The following is a 16,825-nucleotide window of genomic DNA, read 5'->3' as shown; positions in this document are numbered from 1 at the left end:
CGAATGGCCGGATACTTCCGGTAATTGGCGCCCTTCAGCCTATCTTCGGCGTGTGCCCGCGCCGAGGATCGTTGTATGACTAAGCGAACCGATACCGCCCTCCTGGTGGTCGATGCCCAGGAGTCCTTCCGCCAGCGCACTGATGACTGGGCGGCAACCGCCAACCCAAAGGTGCTGGACCACATCGCACAGCTGGTGGAGCACGCACGTTCCAGCGGCGATCAGGTTGTGTGGGTAACCCACTCTGAGCCCGGGACTGACGGAGTGTTCGATCCAGTGAACGGCCACGTCCGGGTTGTGCCTGAACTCAAACCTGCGGACAACGAGATGCAGGTTACGAAAACCTCGGTCAACGCCTTCACGACCACCAACCTTCAACAGCAACTGACGCTTCGGGGTGTCCGCCGTCTGGTGATCTGCGGGATCCGCACGGAGCAGTGTTGCGAGACGACGGCGCGGGTGGCCAGTGATCTTGGCTTCGACGTGGAGTTCGTGATTGATGCCACGACAACGTCCGGCATTCCAGCGGGAGGGAACTATGGAGACGTTTCCGGTGAAGACCTGATGGATCGGACCGCCGGCATCCTGGCTGCGCGTGGTTTCGCCACGATCGTGACCACTGCCCAGCGGGTGGGAGAACCAGTGGCAGTGTGACGCCAGGAAACCGCGGCGGGCATCCGCTTGGTTCAGTGCTTCGTCGATTGGGCGCGGTGCCTTCGGACCGCTGCTCGATTGCCGCAACGCACTGAACAGTAGCGCTGGCGCCCGTTGCGGGTGACGTCAACAACAACCTGGCGGCAAGGCGCCGCTTCGCAACGGCTCACCCGATGCATGCCTCGGGTGACAAGGTGCAGCGATGTGCCGACGCTGATCACGGCGCGCAACACGGCAGGCAGCCCTTGACCATCATCGCGGTAGTGCAGATGCCAACCCTCGTTATCGTGATCCGTCAGGCGTGGGTACGCTGTGGCCTCTGCCATCTGCGCATTCAACAGCTCGGCCCGCGCGTCCGGGATGGATGTGTCGACGACGCGGAGCCACTCATCTATGACCTGCCGTGTGTGTTCGTGATCCTCCGGGCCCTCCGGAAACTGCATGGTCATGCCGAAATCGCGGGCGCGTGTCACGACGCCCGCCCGGTTGTCAGGCCATGCGTTTGCCAGCGATGCCGCCAACAGAACCGCGTACTCTCCGTAAGGGTTGAGATGCATAAGACTATTACAGCATCGTTGGATCCATGTTTCCTACTCCTGCACAGACAGCCAAGAGTCCAAGTCCCACCGCCGTCGAACATGAGCACGGGTGGATAACCGAATCGTCCCACCGCACCTCAATGGGTTACGTCCTGTATGTGCGGTGCGGAGCCTGCGGCGCTCGCAGGGTGGACAGTGCGAATCACCGGGACGCGGTGCCCTCGCGGCTGAGCCGGACCGCCGGAGCAGACCATGTGCCCACGGGGGCTGGTCGGGAAGATCACGGGGCGTTAGGCTCGGATAAGTAGGCTTATTATCCCGGGGCAGCGGGGAGAATTTTGAGGGGCGCTCATGGGTAGTGTTGAAAGTTCCACGAAGCTTGGCGCCTTGCTGCGCCGGGTAGGGCAGGGTGACCGCGCCGCGTTCACCGAATTTTATGCGGCTACTGCACCGTGCGCCTGTGGCCTCGCGGAGCATCTCCTGCCTGATCCAGTAGCTCACCGCACACTGGTGGAGCGGGCGTATCTCGAGGTGTGGGAACGGGCATCGGAGTACAAGCCTTCCTCAGGCAGCCCTGAAACGTGGCTGATAAACCTGCTGCACCGGCTGGCTGTGCGTGAGCTGCGTGAACACGACGACGCCCGGCCAACACAAACGGACCTCCTGCGCATGATCTATTTCGACGGGCTTACCTACCGGGACATCGCCAAGCGCCTCGGTGTGTCAACTGAAACAATCCGCGGGAGGATCCGCGAGAACCTTGGGTTACTGCGTGCCGGTCGGGTATGAGCGTTTCCGGTCCCTGCTTGAGGAGGAGTGGACGGCATCGCGTGCCGCCCAGGCAGCGCTGAGTGCCGATTTCGCGTCGACCAGTGACCTCCGGCGAGACTCCAACATCGATGACGAACACGATCCCGAAGGGTCCACCATCGCTTTCGAGCTGTCCCAGTCGGCAACCCTGATCCGGGATGTTGATTCGCGGATCGCCGAGGTCGAAGCCGCCCTCCACCGTCTGGATACCGGAACTTACGGCACCTGCGAAGTATGCCATGTTCCAATCGCCGAGGGCAGGCTGGAAGCCCGGCCATGGACGCGCTTCTGCATCAACCACGCGGCCGGTGCGTGAGAATCTATCGCAACCCGCGAACGTTCAACGCGAGGTAGAGGTGCACGCGGTCGGCCGTGATGGACGGGTCGTAGCCGGTCAGGTCCACAATCTGCTGGAGCCGGTAGCGGACCGTGTTCCGGTGCAGCTGCAGCACGTCGGCCACCGCCGCCACCGAACCGTTGAGCGCCAGGTATTTCTCAAGGGTCAGCATGAGTTCGGCGCCGTGCCGTTCATCGAACGCAGCAACCGGGTCCAGCGCCTCCGAAGCAAGGTCTGCCAGCGGTACGTCCTCACTCGCCATGAGAAGTGACGTAAGGCTCAACCGGTCCGGCCGGTTCACGGCCTGGCCGCGGGTGAGGGACTCGCGAGCCTCGAAGTAGCTCCACCGCAGCCCGCTGGGCTGGGCATACCCGCCGCCGAAACCTACTTTCGCGGTGAAACCCGCCCCGTGCAGGTACTCACTGATCTCGCGGCTGAGCGATTCGCCGTCGCTCTCCGGCACCGCGATCACCAACCGATCATCGAGGATGGCGGTCACGACGTCGTCGTGTTTGCCCGGGAGGGGAAGGGTGCGCAAGGCGCGGCGCTGCCCCGTCGCGACGTCGGCAATGACCACGCACTGGCGCCGCACGGTATCGATGCCCGCGCTGCCCAGGCGCGCCGCGGCGTCGGTCCCGGCGATGGTGCCGCGCACCACGTCCTGCAGGAGTTGGCCGACGACGGCGCGCTCGCTCGCCCTCCGCCGCGCCTGGTTGCTCAACTCGACGCTGATCAGGCTCTGGGCGTAAGCAACGATGGCGTCACGCTCATAGGGTTCGGCGATCGCGAGGGTGCAGCGGTCCTTCAGTCCGGTGGCCACGGGTACGCGGTGCCATTCCCGGTCCTGCTCCGCGCCGCTTCCGGTCGCGAAGAGACGCGTTCCGTACTGGGACAGTACGACGTCGGTGCGCAGCAGGGCGGCCAGCTCGCGCAGGAGCTGGGGGAGTCCGCCACCGCCCAGCAGGGCGGACGCGAGGACCTGATGGCCCTTCAACAGGTTCTCGAGACGGGCATAGTGCTCTTCGGACAGTGAATCGGCGACGATCTTGCCGATGGCGATAAACGGGGTTTCGTAAGGAACCCGGAAAACCGGCAGTCCAAGCTCGTCCGCCTGATCAAGAAATGCGGACGGCACCTTTTCGTGGCTAAGGCCGGTACCGAATCCGACCGCCAGCGCTCCGGAGGCGTGCACACGCTTGACGAAATTCCGTTGGGAGGTCGCGGACTTCTGACGCAGGCCGGTAGTGAGAACCACTTCGCCGCCGGACAGGAACGGCTGCGGATCTTCGAGCTCGGTAACGGCGACCCACTGCACCGGGACATCGGTGACGGGGCTTGTGCCCACCCGTTGCAGCTTCAACGCAGGGGCGGCCAACAGAGCGGACAGTGTGATCGCCATAACGTCAACTATAAGGCTTGAAGGTTGTGCGGATGCATCACGGTTTTCCGAATGCATTGTGCGCGTGGACCTAGGCGACGTGGTGCGCACCACGTAGGGTCGGCAGGGAAATCAGAGCCCAGCCCGCGTCGAGTCAGCAGAAATAACTGGTCCTGAGGCACATTGCTAGCTATTTCTACTGACTCGATGGGAACGAAAGGAACCCTGCCGTGGTCACTACCCTGCAGAACTTCATCAACGGCCAGTTCGTTACGCCAACCGGCAGCGAGCTGATCGACGTCGTCAATCCCACCAATGGGGAAGTTGTCGCGAAGTCGCCGGTTTCCGTGCAGGCCGACATCGACGCCGCGATGAGCGCCGCGAAGACCGCCTTCCCGGCATGGAAAGCCGTCACTCCGGGCCAGCGCCAGCTGATGCTGCTCAAGCTCGCCGACGCCATCGAAGCGAACAGCGACGAGTTGGTTGAAGCCCAGCACCGCAACACCGGCCAGGTCCGCGCGATGATCGCATCCGAAGAGATTGCCGCCGGCGCCGACCAGGTGCGCTTCTTCGCCGGCGCCGCACGCCTCCTCGAAGGCAAGTCAGCCGGAGAGTACTTTGAGGGCCACACCTCCTACGTCCGCCGCGAACCAGTCGGCGTCGTCGCGCAGGTTGCACCGTGGAACTACCCGTTCCTCATGGCCATCTGGAAGATCGGCCCGGCGCTCGCCGCCGGCAACACCATTGTGCTCAAGCCGAGCGACACCACCCCGGAATCCACGCTCGTTCTCGCCCGCCTCACGCAGGGCATCCTGCCCGACGGCGTCCTCAACGTTGTGCTCGGAACCGGCGAGACCGGCGCCGCAATGGTGGAGCACAAGACCCCCGCCATGGTTTCGATCACCGGATCCGTCCGTGCTGGTATCGCCGTCGCGACCGGCGCGGCAAAGGGCCTGAAGCGGGCACACCTTGAGCTCGGAGGCAAGGCGCCCGCCGTCGTTTTCGCTGATGCGGATTTGAAGAAGACTGCCGAAGCCATCGCTGAGTTCGCCTTCTTCAATGCCGGTCAGGACTGCACGGCCATTACCCGTGTGCTGGTGCAGGATGAAGCGCATGATGACCTCGTGACCGCGATGGTGGAACACACCAAGACCCTCACAACCGGCGACGCCGATGACACCAGGAACTACTTCGGCCCGCTGAACAACATCAACCACTTCAATTCCGTCAACGCCGTCATGGACGCGCTGCCTTCGCACTGCTCCGTTGCGGTCGGCGGCAAGCGCTCCGGTGACAAGGGCTACTTCTACGAGGCGACCATCATCACCGGCGCCAAGCAGACCGACGACATCGTGCAGAAGGAAACCTTCGGCCCGATCATCACGGTGCAGAAGTTCTCCACCGAGGACGAAGCAGTCGAGATGGCTAACGACGTCGAATACGCCCTGGCTTCCAGCATCTGGACCACCGACCACGGCACCGCCATGCGCGTCTCCCGCGACCTGGACTTCGGCGCCGTCTGGATTAACACCCACATCCTCCTCACCGCCGAGATGCCGCACGGTGGCTTCAAGAGCTCCGGTTACGGCAAGGACCTCTCCATGTACGGCGTGGAGGATTACACCCGCATCAAGCACGTCATGAGTGCGCTGGACGCCTGAGCTCCACGGCACCCTAGAAAGGACCGTTCCAATGACAACGCAGACCACCCACGCACTCCAGCCGCAGTTCCGGCTTGAACAGAAGCGCAGGATCACCGGCAGCTTCCCAGGTCCCAAGTCCGTCGCGCTCAACGAGCGCCGTTCCGCCGTCGTCGCCAAGGGGGTTGCCTCCGGCGTTCCCGTGTACGTGGCGGACGCCGACGGCGGCATCGTGCACGACGTCGATGGCAACTCCTTCATCGACCTCGGCTCGGGAATCGCGGTGACGAGCGTCGGGGCGTCGGATCCCGCCGTCGTCGCCGCCGTCAGGGAACAGGTGGAGCACTTCACTCATACCTGCTTCATGGTGACCCCGTACGAGGGTTACATCGCCGTTGCGGAGAAGCTCGCAGAGCTTACTCCGGGCGACTTCGAGAAGCGCACCGTCCTGTTCAACTCCGGCGCTGAAGCGGTGGAGAATGCCGTCAAGGTTGCCCGCGTGGCCACGGGCCGCACCGCCGTCGTCGCCTTTGATCACGCGTACCACGGACGCACCAACCTGACGATGGCGCTGACCGCGAAGTCCCTTCCGTACAAGGGTGGGCCTGCCGGTAACTTCGGGCCGTTCGCGTCCGAGGTCTACCGTGTGCCGATGAGCTACCCGTTCCGTGAGGAGAACCCGTCGATTTCGGGTGCTGAGGCGGCACGCCGGGCGATCACGATGATGGAGAAGCAGATCGGCGTGGAGTCGCTCGCGGGCATCATCATCGAGCCCATCCAGGGCGAGGGCGGTTTTATCGTCCCCGCCGAGGGCTTCCTGCCGACGCTCGCCGAGTGGGCGCGGGAGAACGGCGTCGTCTTCATTGCGGATGAGGTGCAGTCGGGCTTCTGCCGGACGGGCGAGTGGTTCGCCGTCAACCATGAGGGTGTTGTCCCGGATCTCATCACCATGGCGAAGGGTATTGCCGGCGGCATGCCGCTCTCGGCGGTCACGGGCCGGGCGGACCTGCTCGACGCCGTCCACCCCGGCGGCCTGGGCGGAACCTACGGCGGCAACCCGGTTGCGTGTGCGGCGGCGCTCGCGGCGATCGACACCATGACGGACCTTGACCTGTCGGCACGTGCGCGGCGGATCGAGGAGATTGTGGTTGCGCGCCTGCGTAAGTTGCAGTCGGAAACGGGCATCATCGGTGAGGTTCGTGGCCGCGGTGCCATGCTCGCGATCGAGTTCGTGATGCCCGGTTCGAAGGAGCCCAACCCGGTGGCGACGAAAGCCATCGCGGCCGCGTGCCTCGAGGAGGGTGTCATCATCCTCACCTGCGGCACGTACGGCAACGTGGTCCGGCTGCTGCCGCCGCTGGTGATCGGCGAGGAGTTGCTGAACGACGGCCTCGACGTGCTGGAGGCGGCGATCCGTGCCGTGAAGTAGCTTTTTCGATACAACGACGACGGCGGTCGGCTGGGATTTCCCGGGCGGCCGTCGTCGTCGTTTTGTTGGGCCGTGCCTCAGGCCTTCGGACGCTTGACGGTCAGGAGGTCGCCGACGTCGCACTCCAGCACCTCGCAGATCGCCCGCAGGGTGGAGAAGCGGATGGCACGGGCGCGGTCGTTCTTCAGGATCGACAGGTTTACGATGCTCATGTCCACTCGTCTGCCGAGCTCGGTCAGCGTCATCCCGCGTTGGGCCAGCAACTCGTCCAGGCGGCAGTGGATACCGGTATCTTCAGGTTCCTTTGCGGCCACTAGATGAGCCCGTCGGTATCTCGTCGAAGCCGGTACCCGGCCTCGAATGCTCCGGCAACCAGCACCGCGCCAATCCCGACCACGAACGGCAGAAGGTCCAGTTCCATGATGAAGAACGCGCTGTCATCCCGCGCGGGCAGCAACTGAATTCGTTCCAGAACCGCATGAACGCCGAACATGTGCAGCATTGAGCCAACGGTCCCGCTCACCATGACCGCAATCCCGGTGCCCCCGATGAGCCACGGCAGTCGGCGGGTGAACGGCTCGCGCCGGTAGATCCGCCACCCCAGCCAAGCGAGCATGGCAAGAGCGACGATCACTGCAAGGAACCCGAATGCGGACGCCGAACCGAGGAGCCAACGCTCATCGCTCGTGATGTCTGTCAGGGTGAGCGTCGTGTTTGCGTACTCCGCGTTTTGCACACCCTCAATTCCCTCGCCCAGTGCCGGCGTTTGCAGGTTGTCGAGCGGTACGTCCAGTTCAAGCGGGCCGGGTGCGACGGCGGTCAGTGCACCGGCCACAGACAGTGCCGCGGCGGCAAGTCCAAGTACGACGGCGATTCCCAAGGCAGTGCGCCGGTCAGCCCGTTGCATTGTTGTTCCCATTCAGACCAGTCCATCCGTTTCGCGCTGCAGGCGCGTGCCGATGTGGAAGGCGCCTGCGAAGAGCGCACAGAAGATGCCGAGTACGAGTCCAAGTGCATCGAACTCCGTGAAATAGTAGGTATTCGTGAAGGGCGCACCTTCGAGTGCAATCTCTAGGTCGGCAAGGATGGCCCCCTGCGCGTCCACGAGGATTGCGGGAAACACGAATGCACCTGTGATGTTCAGAGCTGCAACCGCGACCAGTCCGGCGGTCATCATTCGACCGAATGGCCGTTCGAGATAGACGCGCAAGGCCAGCCAGAAGAATACGACGAAGATCGCGACCATGAGCGCCACCGCGACAAGCATGGTTGTGATGAACGGCGTCATAGCGTCACCGCTGACGCCGTGCACTGCCATCGAGAACGAGTCGAACTGGGCTTCAGTCACGTTCGAGCTTTGGCTCCAATTCGAAGGCGGGGTGGCTGCGGGGAACGTTAGATACGTGGTGCCATTCGCGCCGAGAACGATCGCGGCAACGGAAATGAGGAGGAGAACGACGGTGCCCGTCCCCATCAGCAGCATGACCCCGAGCAGGCCGATTTTCTCTACAGCTTTCAGCGCCGCCCGCGGTTTGCCGGGCGAGAGTGCAGTAATCATTGAGACCTCCGAGATTGTTAACGATGTTCGATAACAACGATAGTCGTTAACCTATCGAATGTCGATGATTCACCTCCAGGCACCGAAGATGCCTGCCGCCGTCGTCGTTATTTCTGTGCCGATTCGCCCACCTTCTGGACCATGTGCAGCGTGTTGCCGCGCGACACGCCGCGATTAGGGGAGCAGCACCTCAGCAGGTGGGGGTTCTGGCGCGACGAGGAACCGCGCGCTCTTGCATCCGGGCCCAAGAGCGTCAATAATAAACGAACACCATTCGTTTTGTGACCCCCATCTCACACTGGAGCTTTCCCCATGATTGAAGTGACACGGAGCCAGACGCCGGAGTCCTACGCCCGTACCACGCCGCCCGTCCGTACGCCCCTCCGCGTGGGCCTGGTCCAGCATCGCTGGCAGCCTGACGAGAACGCCGTCAAGGCCGAACTCAACGAGGGCATCGCCCGCGCGGCTGCGCAGGGCGCCAAGGTTGTCTTCCTGCCCGAACTCACCCTGTCCCGCTACCCCGCGGACACCCTGCCCGAGGGCACGCCGGCCGACGACGCCGAAGACCTCCTCACCGGCCCCACCTTCACCTTCGCGGCGGAAGCGGCACGGAAGCACGACGTCAGCGTGCACGCCTCGCTCTACCAGAAGGCGGAAAACCCCGACGGCGATACAGACGGCCTTGGCCTCAACACGGCAATCCTCGTCTCGCCGAAGGGCGAGCTGCTCGCCCGTACACACAAACTCCACATCCCCGTCACCGAGGGGTATGTGGAGGACAAGTACTTCCGCCAGGGCCCGGCCGCTGAAGACGCCTACGCCGTCCACGGGCCTGAGGAGCTGAACGGCGCGCGCCTGGGCATGCCCACCTGCTGGGACGAGTGGTTCCCAGAGGTAGCCCGCCTCTACTCCCTGGCCGGCGCCGACCTGCTCGTCTACCCGACCGCCATCGGCTCCGAGCCCGCGTTCCCCAAGTTCGACACACAGCCCCTCTGGCAGCAGGTCATCGTCGGAAACGGCATTGCGAACGGCCTGTTCATGGTTGTCCCGAACCGCTGGGGCAACGAGGGAAACGTCAACTTCTACGGCTCGTCCTTCATCTCGGACCCGTACGGCCGCATCCTCGTTCAGGCACCCCGCGACGAATCCGCGGTGCTCGTCGCGGACCTCGACCTCGACCAGCGGAGCGACTGGCTCGAACTGTTCCCCTTCCTCACCACCCGCCGCCCGGACACCTACCAGGCCCTGCTGGACCCAGTGGCGGCGCGAAAGCTGGTCGCGTCATGAGGATGCCCGCGGAAACCACGCCGCAGGACCGGGTGTGGATGGCGTTCCCTCCCGGCGGTTACACCCTGGGTGACACCGCCGAAGAAGCTCACGCCGCCCGTAGCACCTGGGCGGCGGTGGCAAACGCCGTCGTCGACTTTGCGCCCGTGACCATGCTGGTTGACCCGGCCGACTTAGGAATCGCCGCCACCTACCTTCGGCCCACGATCGAAGTAGAGACCGCGCCCCTGAATGACGCCTGGATGCGGGACATCGGTCCCACTTTCGTGCACGACGACGACGGCGGCCTCGCGGCCATCGACTGGGTGTTCAACGGCTGGGGTCAGCAGGACTGGGCCCGCTGGGACAAGGACGAACTCATCGGCGCCCGTGTCGCGGAACTGGCGAATGTGAAGCGGATTTCCTCGAAGCTCGTCAATGAGGGCGGCGGAATCCACGTGGACGGCGAGGGGACCGTACTGGTCACCGAAACCGTTCAACTGGATCCCTTCCGCAACCCGGGCCTTACCAAGCGTGACGTTGAAGCGGAGCTCGTCCGGACCCTCGGCGCCACCAAGGTCATCTGGCTTCCACGAGGCCTCACCCGCGACTCCGAACAGTACGGAACCCGTGGCCATGTGGACATTGTCGCCACCATCCCCGAACCGGGAACGCTGCTGGTCCACAGCCAGCAAAACCCGGAGCACCCGGACTACCAGGTGAGCCGCGAGATCATCGCGTACCTCGCCACCACCACCGACGCCGCCGGACGACCCTGGCGCATCATCGAGGTGCCGGCTCCGGAAACCCTGACCGACGACGACGGGTGGGTGGACTACAGCTACATCAACCACCTCGTGGTCAACAACGGCGTCATCGCCTGCACGTTCAACGACCCCATGGACGACAAGGCATTGGCCATCCTCGCTGACGCCTACCCCGGGCGCACCCTCAGAGGCGTCGACGCCCGCGAACTCTTCGCCCGCGGCGGCGGAATCCACTGCATCACCCAGCAGCAGCCTGCTATCAACTGAACTTACGACGAGGTAAGGAAACCCCATGAGCACAACTCAAGTGCGCGCAACGAATGAAAAGTTCTCCAGCAAGGGCCTGAAGACAGGGCAGTTGGGGCTGCTCGCCGTCGTCGTGATCGGCATTTCCACCATCGCGCCGGCGTATGTCCTGACCAGTACGCTCGGGCCCACGGTGCAGAGCATCGGAGTGCACCTGCCTGCGATCTTCATTGTCGGCTTCATTCCGATGTTCCTGGTGGCGCTCGGCTACCGCGAACTGAACTCGGACACACCGGACAGCGGCACCACCTTCACGTGGGTGACCAAGGCGTTCGGGCCGTACATCGGCTGGATCGGCGGCTGGGGGCTGCTGGCGGCGAACATCATTGTGCTGTCCAACCTGGCCGGAGTGGCTGTCGACTTCTTCTACCTCTTCCTCGCACAGCTCACCGGGCAGGAAGCTATTGCTGACCTCGCCGGGATCCGCTGGCTCAACATCCTCACGTGCCTGGTGTTCGTCGGTGCGGCTGTATGGGTTTCCTGCCGCGGTGTGAAGACCACCAAGGCCGTGCAGTACGGTCTCGTGGGGCTGCAGGTAGTGGTGCTCGCCTGGTTCGTGATTGCTGCGTTCAGCAGGATTGGTCAAGGAACAGACCCTCAGGCGATCGCCTTCTCCTGGGACTGGTTCAACCCGTTCGGCATCGACAGCTTCTCAGCCTTCGCGGTCGGCCTCTCGCTCTCGATCTTCGCCTTCTGGGGCTGGGACGTCTGCCTCACCGTCAGCGAGGAAACCCGCAACGGCAAGAAGACCGCGGGGCTCGCAGCCGCGGTGACCGCCGTCGTCGTGCTCGGAATCTACCTGCTCGGGGCGATCGCCACGGTGATGTTCGCCGGCGTCGGGACCGAGGGTGTCGGCCTGAATAACCCGGACATTTCCGAGAATGTGTTCGCCGCGCTGGCCGCCCCGGTCATGGGACCGTTCGCGATTCTGCTCTCGCTCGCGGTGCTGTCCAGTTGCGCCGCGTCGCTGCAGTCGACGTTTGTCTCGCCTGCGCGTAGCCTGCTCGCTATGGGGTACTACAAGGCCCTGCCGGACAAGTTTGCCACCGTGCACCCGAGGTTCCGTTCGCCGGTCTTCGCGACCATAGTTGCCGGCGTGATCTCGGCCGGTTTCTACTCGCTGATGCGGGTGATCAGCGACAACGTCCTGAATGACACGATCATGGCGCTCGGCCTCATGATCTGCTTCTACTACGGGCTCACCGCACTGGCCTGTGTCTGGTATTTCCGCCGCACAGCCTTCGCGTCCGCCCGCAACCTGGTGTTCCGGTTCCTCGCACCCCTGCTGGGCGGACTCGGCCTGATCGTCGTGTTCCTGCAGACCGCGATCGACAGCTGGGACCCCGCATTCGGCAGCGGCTCGGAGGTCTTCGGCGTAGGGCTGGTGTTTGTGATCGGCGTCGGAATCATCGCCCTCGGCATCCTCGTGATGCTGTTGGTCCGCCGTACACACCCAGCCTTCTTCCGCGGCGAGACCCTGCGCAAGGACACTCCCGCGCTGGAGGTGGCGGAATGAAAGCACGACGACGGCCCGTCCAACACTCCTGGCTGACCCCGCCGCCCAGTTCGTGGCAGAGCGCGACCAACCAGGACACTCCGGCTGAGTGCGCAGATAACGAGGCTACGAGCTGCGCAAAAGGCAATGAGCTGCACACTCAACGCGCTAAGTAACACCAACTGTTAGACAAGGAACAACTGATGAATACCGACAACCATCCCACGCTTACCCGCGACGTCGTCGTTATCGGCGCCGGTGCCTCCGGCCTTACCGCCGCGACCGAGCTGAAGAAGGCCGGCCTGAGCGTAGCCGTCCTTGAGGCCCGGGACCGCGTCGGTGGCCGGCTCTGGACCCGCGAGATTGACGGCGCGATGCTGGAAATCGGCGGCCAGTGGGTCTCACCGGATCAGGATGCGCTGATCGAGACCCTCGCCGAACTGGGGCTGGACACCTACTCCCGCTACCGCGAGGGGGAGTCGCTCTACCTCGACGCTGCCGGCGCGCAAACCCGATTCACCGGCGAGATGTTCCCCGTTTCGGCTGAGACCGAAGCCGAGATGGAACGGCTCATCGAGGAACTTGACGCCCTCACCGCGGAGATCGGCCCCGAAGAGCCGTGGGCGCATGCCAAGGCACAGGAACTCGACCGGATTTCCTTCGCCCGTTGGCTCGAGGAACGTACCGATGACCAGGAGGCCCGCGACAATATCGGTATGTTCATCGCCGGCGCCATGCTGACCAAGCCGGCGCACTCCTTCTCCGCGCTGCAGGCCGTGCTGATGGCAGCCAGTGCGGGCAGCTTCACCCACCTGGTCGACGCCGATTTCATTCTCGACAAGCGCGTGGTCGGGGGATTGCAGCAGGTGCCGCTGCGCCTGGCGGAACGCCTTGGGGAGGACGTGCACCTGAACACTCCGGTGCGGACGGTTAGGTGGAACGACGACGGCGTGACAGTTGTCAGCGATAACGTCACCGTGCACGCCAAGCGCGTGATCATGGCCGTTCCGCCGAACCTGATCTCCCGGGTCAGCTTCGATCCGCCGCTGCCGCGCCGCCAGCACCAGATGCACCAGCACCTCTCGCTGGGCCTGGTCATCAAGGTTCACGCGGTCTATGAGAAGCCGTTCTGGCGCGAGCAGGGTCTCTCGGGAACGTGCTTCAGCCCCTACCAGCTGGTCCACGAGTCGTACGACAACACCAATCACGGGGACGCACGTGGAACGCTGGTCGGCTTCATCTCGGACGAACACGCCGACGCCGTCTTCCGCCTCAGCGCCGAAGAGCGTAAGCAGCGCGTCCTCGAATCCCTGGCCGCCTACTACGGCCCGGAAGCGTTGAACCCGGAGGTGTACTACGAAAGCGACTGGGGCACCGAAGAATGGACCCGCGGCGCGTACGCTGCAAGCTTCGACCTCGGTGGGTTGTCCCGTTACGGAGCGGACCAGAGCGCGCCCGTGGGCCCGATCTACTTCTCCTGCAGCGACTTCGCCGCCAAGGGCTACCAGCACGTGGACGGCGCTATCCGCATGGGCCGCAAGACAGCGCAGCTGATTCTGGCGGCGCAAGGCGAGGCTGCGCCGTCGTCGTACGCGGCAGCGAACTCGCACTAGGTCATGTCATGAGCATCGAATCGAAGAAGGAAACCGCGGGTGGGCTGAGCCTGAAGGGGCTCAAGCCAGGGACCGTAGGGCTGTTCGGGGCGGTGGTGATCGGGGTGTCCTGCATCGCGCCGGCCTACACGCTGACCGCAGCCCTCGGGCCCACTGTCGCGGAAGTGGGCGTGCAACTGCCGGCGATCTTCCTCGTCGGCTTCATCCCCATGCTGCTGGTGGCCCTCGGCTACCGGGAGCTGAACAACGCAATGCCTGACGCCGGGACCTCCTTCACCTGGTCCACCCGCGCCTTCGGGCCGTGGGTGGGCTGGATGGGTGGCTGGGGGCTGATCGCGGCGACGATCATCGTCCTGTCGAACCTGGCCGCCGTCGCGGTGGACTTCTTCTATTTGATGCTCGCCCAGCTCACCGGGAACCCGGCGCTCGCCGATCTGACGCTGAACCTGCCCCTGAACATTGCGACCACGCTGGTGTTCGTTGCGCTGGCCTGCTGGGTGTCCTACCGCGGGATGGAGACCACCAAGGCCGTGCAGTACGTGCTCGTCGGGTTCCAGGTGATTGTGCTGGCGTGGTTCGCGATCGCCGCGCTCGTGCACGTTGCCAATGGAACCGCGTTCGACGCCACGGCGATCACACCCGACTGGTTCAACCCGTTCGCCGTGGAGTCCTTCTCAGCGTTCGCCGCGGGTGTTTCGCTGTCCATCTTCGTGTACTGGGGCTGGGACGTCACCCTGACCATGAACGAGGAGACCAAGGACCCTGAGCGGACGCCGGGGCGTGCTGCCACGGTAACGGTCCTGGTGATCGTGGTGCTGTACCTCGCGGTATCGCTCGCCACGCTCGCCTACGCCGGGGTTGGCGACGGTGAACTCGGCGCCGGCAACGAGGATAACCAGGGCAGCATCTTCGCCGTGCTCGCCGGACCGGTGATGGGCCCGTTCGCGATCCTGATGTCACTGACGGTGCTGAGCAGTTCGGCGGCCTCGCTGCAATCGACGTTCGTCTCGCCTGCCCGCACCCTGCTGTCCATGGGGCACTATCGTGCGCTGCCGGCGTCGTACGCGCGGGTCAGCCCACGCTACAAGTCGCCCTCCTACGCCACCATTGCAGCAGCTGTGGCGGCCGCCGGATTCTACGTGGTCACGCGGGTGCTGTCCGAGAATGCGCTGTACGACACGATCACGGCGCTCGGCATGATGATCTGCTTCTACTACGGCATCACGGCGCTGGCCTGCGTCTGGTACTTCCGTGCGGTCGCGTTCTCCTCCGCCCGGGCGTTCCTGTTCAAGTTCCTGGCACCGCTGCTCGGCGGCGTCATCCTGCTGGTGATGTTCGTCAAGACAGCGTCCGATTCGATGGATCCCGCGTACGGTTCCGGGTCCTCGCTGTTCGGCGTGGGCCTGGTGTTTGTCCTCGGTATGGGTGTGATCCTGCTCGGCGCAGTGCTCATGCTGGTGATGTACCGGGTGAACCCGGCGTTCTTCCGCGGCGAGACGCTACGGAAGGCAAGCTAGCTAAGCTGTTCTCACGATCAGCACATCACACGGAGCATTGTGCGCAACGCTGCTCGCGACACTGCCCAGGACGCGGCCGAGGCCCTTCATGCCGACGTTGCCGACCACCAGCACTCCTGCGCCCGAACGTTCGGCTTCCCCAATCAGGGCGTACTGTGGTTTTCCACGAACGGCGAGCGGGCGGATAGACAGGTCCGGGTGCTCTTTTCGCAGTTTGTCCGCGACTTTCGAAGCGACCTCAAGTGCCCGTTCAGCGTCATCGAGAACCCAGGTCTCGCTGCCGATCTCCACAACTTCGGTGTTGTCCCTGGCATGGGCGCTCACCACGGTGAGTTCCACTCCCAGCCCCGCAGCCACAGCTGCTGCGCGGGAAGCTGCCTTGAAGGCGGTCTCACTGCCGTCTACTCCGACGATCACGGTTCCGGTCATGCTGCTCTTCTCCTTGGTGTGGCGGCTGGCGGTGCGGTGGACGGTAGTCCACTGAAGAGCCTATACGCCCAACACCCACGACGGCGGCGAGAGGCTCCGGAGGACAAGCGTTAGGCCGCGGCCCCAGCCAGTTCCGGCCGGCGCGGCCGCGCGTTCTTACGCACGGTACGGATCATGTCCACGGTGAGCAGGGCGAGCCCCACCCAGACCAGGCCGAAGCCGATCCACCGCTCGATGGGCATCTCCTCGCCGAACACCGTGAGCGCGAGGATGAACTGGAGCACTGGTGCAAGGTACTGCAGCATCCCGATGCTGGTGAGGGGAAGACGGCGGGCTGCCGCGCCGAAGAAGATCAGCGGTACGGCCGTGATGATGCCGGAGGCAGCCATGATCCAGAAGTGGCCGGTGCCTTCGGTGAGCAGAGTCGCGCCGCCGGAGAGCGTCAGCCAGATCATGACTGCGGCGGCGATCGGCGTGAGAACCGCGGTTTCGATGCTCAGGCTGGAAACGGCGTCGACACTCGGGCCCACCCGCTTCTTCACGAACCCGTAGAAACCGAAGGAGAACGCGAGTGCCAGCGCAATCCACGGCACGTTCCCGTAGCCGACAGCCAGTACGACGACGGCCACGAACCCCATTCCGACGGCCGCCCACTGGAGCGGGCGCAACCTCTCGCGGAGTACGAAGACGCCGAGCAGCACAGAAACGATCGGGTTGATGAAGTAGCCGAGCGAGGCCTCAATGGCGTGGCCGTTGGTCACGCCGTAGGTGTAGACGAACCAGTTGACGGCGATCAGGAGCGCAGCGACGGTGAGGGTTCCGAGCACCCTGGGGTTGCGGAACGCTGTCCGCACAGTGGTCCAGCCGCGCAGGACGGTCAGCAGCAGCGCGCAGAAAAGTAGTGACCAGAGCACGCGGTTGGCCACGATTTCGACGGCGGTGGCCGGCAGCAGGATGAGGAAGTAGATGGGGAGCAGGCCCCAGAGCCCGTATGCTCCGATGCCGAAGAGGATCCCCAGGGAGTTTTCGCTGCGGGGAGGTCGCTGACGGGCGCTGCTCGGTCTGGTCACAACAGGGAAAGGCGAAA

17 protein-coding genes are annotated in these 16,825 nt (G+C 64.3%); 10 read left to right on the top strand and 7 right to left on the bottom strand.

Translation table 11 applies throughout. From position 1 onward, the window contains the following. Positions 1 to 75 precede the first annotated feature (75 nt). Positions 76 to 654: an isochorismatase family protein gene (locus tag BJ994_RS11940; RefSeq protein WP_167994399.1), complete on the top strand. Its 579-nt coding sequence runs from the start codon at positions 76 to 78 to the stop codon at positions 652 to 654. A gap of 32 nt (positions 655 to 686) precedes the next feature. Here the strand turns inward: BJ994_RS11940 and BJ994_RS11935 are convergent, their stop codons facing one another. Further along, complete coding sequence (locus BJ994_RS11935) at positions 687 to 1,211, bottom strand: CGNR zinc finger domain-containing protein (protein WP_167994397.1); 525 nt, start codon at positions 1,209 to 1,211, stop codon at positions 687 to 689. A gap of 333 nt (positions 1,212 to 1,544) precedes the next feature. Here BJ994_RS11935 and BJ994_RS11930 point away from each other — a divergent pair, with 333 nt between their 5' ends. Continuing rightward, positions 1,545 to 1,982, top strand: a complete 438-nt coding sequence (locus BJ994_RS11930) for a sigma factor-like helix-turn-helix DNA-binding protein (RefSeq protein ID WP_167994395.1) — start codon at positions 1,545 to 1,547, stop codon at positions 1,980 to 1,982. Next, positions 1,966 to 2,319, top strand: coding sequence for a TraR/DksA C4-type zinc finger protein (locus tag BJ994_RS11925; protein ID WP_167994393.1), 354 nt, complete (start codon positions 1,966 to 1,968; stop codon positions 2,317 to 2,319). Before BJ994_RS11930 ends, BJ994_RS11925 begins: the two co-directional genes overlap by 17 nt. A gap of 4 nt (positions 2,320 to 2,323) precedes the next feature. On the opposite strand, the gene BJ994_RS11920 is transcribed toward BJ994_RS11925, so the two are convergent. Next, positions 2,324 to 3,739 (bottom strand): PucR family transcriptional regulator, encoded by a 1,416-nt coding sequence (locus BJ994_RS11920; protein ID WP_167994391.1) that lies wholly within the window; start codon positions 3,737 to 3,739, stop codon positions 2,324 to 2,326. 209 nt (positions 3,740 to 3,948) lie between these two features. Between BJ994_RS11920 and BJ994_RS11915 the strand changes: the two genes are divergently transcribed. Both BJ994_RS11915 and gabT read left to right on the top strand, forming a co-directional pair. Next, the gene (locus BJ994_RS11915) at positions 3,949 to 5,379 is read left to right on the top strand and encodes an aminobutyraldehyde dehydrogenase (RefSeq protein WP_167994389.1); all 1,431 of its coding nucleotides are present in this window, start codon (positions 3,949 to 3,951) and stop codon (positions 5,377 to 5,379) included. 31 nt (positions 5,380 to 5,410) lie between these two features. Then, complete coding sequence (gabT, locus tag BJ994_RS11910) at positions 5,411 to 6,787, top strand: 4-aminobutyrate--2-oxoglutarate transaminase (RefSeq protein ID WP_167994387.1); 1,377 nt, start codon at positions 5,411 to 5,413, stop codon at positions 6,785 to 6,787. 77 nt (positions 6,788 to 6,864) lie between these two features. On the opposite strand, the gene BJ994_RS11905 is transcribed toward gabT, so the two are convergent. Genes BJ994_RS11905 through BJ994_RS11895 form a run of 3 tightly spaced genes read right to left on the bottom strand, consistent with a single transcriptional unit; the run spans position 6,865 to position 8,345 of the window. Further along, a complete protein-coding gene (locus BJ994_RS11905) occupies positions 6,865 to 7,101 on the bottom strand; it encodes a helix-turn-helix domain-containing protein (protein ID WP_342450362.1) in 237 nt (78 codons plus the stop codon). Beyond that, the gene (locus tag BJ994_RS11900) at positions 7,101 to 7,706 is read right to left on the bottom strand and encodes a DUF2975 domain-containing protein (protein ID WP_167994385.1); all 606 of its coding nucleotides are present in this window, start codon (positions 7,704 to 7,706) and stop codon (positions 7,101 to 7,103) included. Before BJ994_RS11900 ends, BJ994_RS11905 begins: the two co-directional genes overlap by 1 nt. Next, complete coding sequence (locus BJ994_RS11895; RefSeq protein WP_167994383.1) at positions 7,707 to 8,345, bottom strand: hypothetical protein; 639 nt, start codon at positions 8,343 to 8,345, stop codon at positions 7,707 to 7,709. A gap of 312 nt (positions 8,346 to 8,657) precedes the next feature. Between BJ994_RS11895 and BJ994_RS11890 the strand changes: the two genes are divergently transcribed. The 5 genes from BJ994_RS11890 (at position 8,658) to BJ994_RS11870 (ending at position 15,309) form a co-directional block, all read left to right on the top strand. Next, positions 8,658 to 9,632 carry a nitrilase-related carbon-nitrogen hydrolase gene (locus BJ994_RS11890; RefSeq protein WP_167994381.1) on the top strand — a complete coding sequence of 325 codons (975 nt, stop codon included), beginning with the start codon at positions 8,658 to 8,660 and terminating at the stop codon, positions 9,630 to 9,632. A 2-nt stretch (positions 9,633 to 9,634) separates the two neighbouring features. Beyond that, positions 9,635 to 10,645: an agmatine deiminase family protein gene (locus tag BJ994_RS11885; RefSeq protein ID WP_209066811.1), complete on the top strand. Its 1,011-nt coding sequence runs from the start codon at positions 9,635 to 9,637 to the stop codon at positions 10,643 to 10,645. A gap of 25 nt (positions 10,646 to 10,670) precedes the next feature. Then, on the top strand, positions 10,671 to 12,200 hold the full coding sequence (locus BJ994_RS11880) for an APC family permease (protein ID WP_167994377.1): 1,530 nt from the start codon (positions 10,671 to 10,673) through the stop codon (positions 12,198 to 12,200). Between the two features lie 182 nt (positions 12,201 to 12,382). Further along, positions 12,383 to 13,792 (top strand): flavin monoamine oxidase family protein, encoded by a 1,410-nt coding sequence (locus tag BJ994_RS11875; RefSeq protein ID WP_167994375.1) that lies wholly within the window; start codon positions 12,383 to 12,385, stop codon positions 13,790 to 13,792. 8 nt (positions 13,793 to 13,800) lie between these two features. After that, positions 13,801 to 15,309, top strand: coding sequence for an APC family permease (locus tag BJ994_RS11870; RefSeq protein ID WP_167994373.1), 1,509 nt, complete (start codon positions 13,801 to 13,803; stop codon positions 15,307 to 15,309). Here BJ994_RS11870 and BJ994_RS11865 read toward each other — a convergent pair whose 3' ends face one another. Continuing rightward, entirely contained in the window at positions 15,310 to 15,738 is a 429-nt protein-coding gene (locus BJ994_RS11865) for a universal stress protein (RefSeq protein ID WP_167994371.1), read from the bottom strand. It lies immediately after the preceding gene. Between the two features lie 110 nt (positions 15,739 to 15,848). Next, on the bottom strand, positions 15,849 to 16,808 hold the full coding sequence (rarD, locus tag BJ994_RS11860; protein ID WP_342450361.1) for an EamA family transporter RarD: 960 nt from the start codon (positions 16,806 to 16,808) through the stop codon (positions 15,849 to 15,851). Between the last annotated feature and the right edge of the window lie 17 nt (positions 16,809 to 16,825).

The sequence above is a fragment of the Arthrobacter pigmenti genome, assembly GCF_011927905.1.
In the GTDB taxonomy this organism is placed as follows: domain Bacteria; phylum Actinomycetota; class Actinomycetes; order Actinomycetales; family Micrococcaceae; genus Arthrobacter_D; species Arthrobacter_D pigmenti.
The sequence above is the reverse complement of the archived record's forward strand: the minus strand, read 5'-3'. Positions and strand labels throughout refer to the sequence as shown.

Coding starts and splice junctions, on each gene's coding strand:
- BJ994_RS11940 (WP_167994399.1), top strand. CDS start 76: ATGACTAAGCGAACCGATACCGCCCTCCTGGTGGTCGATGCCCAGGAG.
- BJ994_RS11935 (WP_167994397.1), bottom strand. CDS start 1,211: ATGCATCTCAACCCTTACGGAGAGTACGCGGTTCTGTTGGCGGCATCG.
- BJ994_RS11930 (WP_167994395.1), top strand. CDS start 1,545: ATGGGTAGTGTTGAAAGTTCCACGAAGCTTGGCGCCTTGCTGCGCCGG.
- BJ994_RS11920 (WP_167994391.1), bottom strand. CDS start 3,739: ATGGCGATCACACTGTCCGCTCTGTTGGCCGCCCCTGCGTTGAAGCTG.
- gabT (WP_167994387.1), top strand. CDS start 5,411: ATGACAACGCAGACCACCCACGCACTCCAGCCGCAGTTCCGGCTTGAA.
- BJ994_RS11900 (WP_167994385.1), bottom strand. CDS start 7,706: ATGGGAACAACAATGCAACGGGCTGACCGGCGCACTGCCTTGGGAATC.
- BJ994_RS11895 (WP_167994383.1), bottom strand. CDS start 8,345: ATGATTACTGCACTCTCGCCCGGCAAACCGCGGGCGGCGCTGAAAGCT.
- BJ994_RS11890 (WP_167994381.1), top strand. CDS start 8,658: ATGATTGAAGTGACACGGAGCCAGACGCCGGAGTCCTACGCCCGTACC.
- BJ994_RS11885 (WP_209066811.1), top strand. CDS start 9,635: ATGCCCGCGGAAACCACGCCGCAGGACCGGGTGTGGATGGCGTTCCCT.
- BJ994_RS11880 (WP_167994377.1), top strand. CDS start 10,671: ATGAGCACAACTCAAGTGCGCGCAACGAATGAAAAGTTCTCCAGCAAG.
- BJ994_RS11875 (WP_167994375.1), top strand. CDS start 12,383: ATGAATACCGACAACCATCCCACGCTTACCCGCGACGTCGTCGTTATC.
- BJ994_RS11870 (WP_167994373.1), top strand. CDS start 13,801: ATGAGCATCGAATCGAAGAAGGAAACCGCGGGTGGGCTGAGCCTGAAG.
- BJ994_RS11865 (WP_167994371.1), bottom strand. CDS start 15,738: ATGACCGGAACCGTGATCGTCGGAGTAGACGGCAGTGAGACCGCCTTC.